This window comes from Mesorhizobium sp. M5C.F.Ca.IN.020.32.2.1 (assembly GCF_004023105.1).
Lineage (GTDB): Bacteria > Pseudomonadota > Alphaproteobacteria > Rhizobiales > Rhizobiaceae > Mesorhizobium > Mesorhizobium wenxiniae.
The window spans coordinates 1-3,532 of the sequence record NZ_RZSX01000681.1 but is presented as its reverse complement, the minus strand read 5'-3'; the positions used below and the strand labels follow the sequence as shown (position 1 = coordinate 3,532).

Here is a 3,532-nt window from a genome sequence, read left to right as displayed (position 1 = left end):
GTCTTGGATTGAATGGACAGCGACACCGATAGCAGATGAAGACCTTCGAAGCCGACGCGTTGGGAAAGTTTGCGAACGGCTTGCTCAATGCTGAGTCCGAAGGTGATTTCGTCGGAAACGATGCCGAATTCGGTGCCGAGCGGATCAGGCATTTCGCGGGCGACGAGACCAATCGCCACCGAAGCCGGATGTCCGGCGCGCAGTGAACGAACGATCATGTCCAGTGCATCCGGGAGCTGTTTCGCGAATTTCTGGATTCGCCTGTTGCGGGCGCGCCGAAGAACAAGAAGCGGCAGCACAAATCCGACCACCAAAAAAACGATGAGCGATACCAAGGTCGAGAAACCCAAAAAGATCGACAACACCGACGCCAATGCCAGGCCAGCGAGCAGGAAGGTCGCGGCGAAAGACAGCGGGTTCCCGGTGATACCGGACTGGGTATAGAGCCTGTTCAGCCCGATCAGGCCAAACACAAAGTCGCCCGAATCCGTCAGCCCGCGTTCGCGCAGCAATCCTTGCAAGGTCAGTTCGGCCGGAACCTCATCAACCAGACGCTTCATCCGGCGGTTAATCGTGCTGACCCGCGAGCGGCGCTTGGCAAAGGAAAAATACAGGGCCTCGCCAGCGAGAATCGTCGAGGCGGCCGCGAGCACATAAATGAAGTAGAGCAAAGTCTGACCGGTGGGCATCAGAGCGCAACCTGCGGATTGAAGGCGTCCTTGGCAAAATGATGGCCAAGCGTCGCCGCCTCCGGGGCAAAGCGTGGCCGGACGCCGGTAGCGCGAAAATCGCCGATTATTTTGCCCTCCGGCGTCACCTCCCGGCGGACAAAATGGTAAATCTCCTGAAGCTGGACGACATTGCCCTCCATGCCGGTCAGTTCGGAGATTGAAACGACGCGCCTTCCACCGTCCGAAAGACGCTGCGTCTGCACGATGATGTCGATGGCCGACGCAATCTGCGCTCGGATGGACTCATGGGTCATCGGCATGCCGGCCATCCCGACCATCTGCTCGAGGCGGGAGATCGCGTCGCGTGGCGTGTTGGCATGGATGGTGGTCATCGAGCCTTCGTGGCCGGTGTTCATCGCCTGCAGCATGTCGAAGGCTTCCTCGCCGCGAACCTCGCCGACGATGATGCGGTCGGGCCGCATGCGCAGCGCGTTCTTCAGCAGTTCGCGCTGACGAACCTCGCCCTTGCCCTCGACATTCGGGGGGCGCGTCTCCAGGCGGCCGACATGCGGCTGCTGCAATTGCAGTTCCGCGGCATCCTCGATGGTGATCAGGCGCTCCTTGGCCGGGATGTAGCTAGACAGCGCATTGAGCAATGTCGTCTTGCCGCTGCCGGTGCCGCCCGAAACCAGGATCGACTTGCGCGACTGCACCGCGATCCGCAGGAGCTCGATCATCGGCTGGCGAATGGAGTTGAGCGCCATCAGGCGCTCGAGCGAATAGGGATTCTTGGAGAATTTACGGATCGACACCAGTGGGCCATCCACCGAGACCGGCCGCACCGCGATGTTGACGCGCGAGCCGTCTTCCAGGCGCGCATCCGCCATCGGCGCCGATTCATCGACGCGCCTGCCGATGGCCGAGACGATCTTGTTGATGACGCGCAGAAGGTGCGCCTCGTCGCGGAAGCGGATCGCCGTCTCCTCGATCACGCCGCGCCGCTCGATGAAGACGCGCTTGTGGGTATTGATCAATATGTCGGTGATCGAGTCGTCCTTGAGCAGCGGCTCGATCGGGCCAAGGCCCAGCATCTCGTCGGCTGTCTCACTGGTCAGCCTGTCGAGCTCCCGCGCGTTCAGCGGTACAGCGCGAGCACGAACGAACTCGCGAACGATTGGCCGGATTTCGTTCAGGATCTCGTCCTTCGATGCCGTTTCAAGCGCGGCAAGATTGAACCGGTCGATCAGATGGCGGTGGAGCTCGACCTTGAGCGTCAGGAAATCGTCACCTGCCGCTTCGACATCGGCTCCCGGGGGAAGCGCCGCTACCGGCGACGTCACGATCGGCTCAACCCTTGGCTCGACCCGCGGTTCGCCTGGCCCCTTGGTGAATCGGCCCAACATCACGCTTCTTCCCCGTTTAATCCCCACGCTGAAACTAAGCGTTAACCACGGATGGTACAAGCGCCAGCTGCGTACCATGCAAATTAATACTTCACACATAGTTAAGATCAAGCATCAGAAAATGCGACGTTTATTTGGTCAGCGGAGCTGTCCTAATGCAACACGGGGGCTCGCCTTTCAATGCAAAGTGCCTTTTTTGCCACAAAGGTGTCATGGAACTCACCTAAGGCCTTAGATATAAAGGAATATGCATCATCACTAATGCTGCCCCGCTTTCGCCGTATCCGCGGCCAAATTGTGAACGAATGGTTAAAGCGGATGGAAAATTCAGCCGAATCAATGTCTTGATCAGTGTTAGAATGGCAATATTATGGCGCGGCCATGTACTTGATAGTTAAGGATCCGTTAATCCCGTTTGACTCCGGTTTTCGCCGGGACTTAGATTCGAGATGACGGGGGATGCTCAGGTATGGATTTCATCCTTGGCTCGTCTCGTCGGGTTCAAACTCCAAAGGGAGAGATTGGCATGAAGAAGCTCATGACGATGACCCGGCAGTTCCGCGACGACGAAAACGGCGCTGCCATGGTCGAATATTCCATCCTTGTCGGCATCATCGCCGCAGCAGCGATACTTGCTATCCTGGCGATCGGCGGTTGGGTGACCGGTCGCTTTACCGGCCTATGCGCCGCGCTGGAAGCATCGCCACTCGGCACCTGCAACGTGGGAACGGGCGTCGGAACCTGATCGCCAGATCACGCTCAGGCCCGGGTCCCATCCGATCCGGGCCTGAATCCAATCGCGACGGGCGAATTCCCGCACTTTAGGCTTGGGGCGTGGGGCTTGGGCTATGCGTGCTAACACACTTATCATGATCGTTCTTGCGGGCGTGTTCGGCGTCCTGGCGGTGGTGCTCGCCAATGTCTGGCTCGCCAGCCAGCGTAGTGCCATGGCGGAAGCAAACGGAATCCAGCGCGATACGGTTGTGGTGGCAGCGGTGGCGCTGAAATTCGGCGACACACTGTCGGCCGACAAGCTGCGTGAAATCGCCTGGCCTGCAGGTGCCATTCCGGCCGGAGCTTTCAAGACGACGAAAGAGGCGCTGGCTGGCGAAGGCACCAAGCAGGCGCTGCAGGCGATCAGCGCCAACGAGCCTGTTCTCGCCACCAAGATCACCGGTCCCGGCCAGCGTGCCACGCTCTCCGCGGTGCTCGGCGAAGGCATGAAAGCCGTCTCTATCAGGGTCAACGACGTGCTCGGCGTCGCCGGATTTGTCTTTCCCGGCGATCGTGTCGACGTACTTTTAACGCGCACGGCGCGTGGCGAAGGCGGCGCGGATAAGAGCTTTGTCGACGTGCTGCTGCAGAGCATGAAGGTGCTCGCCGTCGACCAGGTTGCCGACGAAAGCACCGACAGCCCGACGGTGGTGAAATCGGTCACGCTCGAGGCCAGCACCAGGG

At 59.8% G+C, this 3,532-nt stretch carries 4 protein-coding genes; 2 read left to right on the top strand and 2 right to left on the bottom strand.

Annotated features, from left to right (window positions below; all coding sequences use genetic code 11):
• A partial coding sequence (locus tag EOA86_RS26895; protein WP_128344466.1) for a type II secretion system protein F occupies positions 1-689 on the bottom strand: 689 nt, incomplete at its 3' end.
• On the bottom strand, positions 689-2,074 hold the full coding sequence (locus EOA86_RS26890) for a CpaF family protein (protein WP_127208607.1): 1,386 nt from the start codon (positions 2,072-2,074) through the stop codon (positions 689-691). The genes EOA86_RS26895 and EOA86_RS26890, both read right to left, overlap by 1 nt.
• 526 nt (positions 2,075-2,600) lie before the next feature.
• On the opposite strand from EOA86_RS26890, the gene EOA86_RS26885 reads away from it, so the two are divergent.
• Complete coding sequence (locus EOA86_RS26885; protein ID WP_029348654.1) at positions 2,601-2,819, top strand: Flp family type IVb pilin; 219 nt, start codon at positions 2,601-2,603, stop codon at positions 2,817-2,819.
• A gap of 103 nt (positions 2,820-2,922) precedes the next feature.
• Positions 2,923-3,532 (top strand): Flp pilus assembly protein CpaB (gene cpaB, locus EOA86_RS26880; RefSeq protein ID WP_128344464.1); only part of this gene is annotated, 610 nt, incomplete at its 3' end.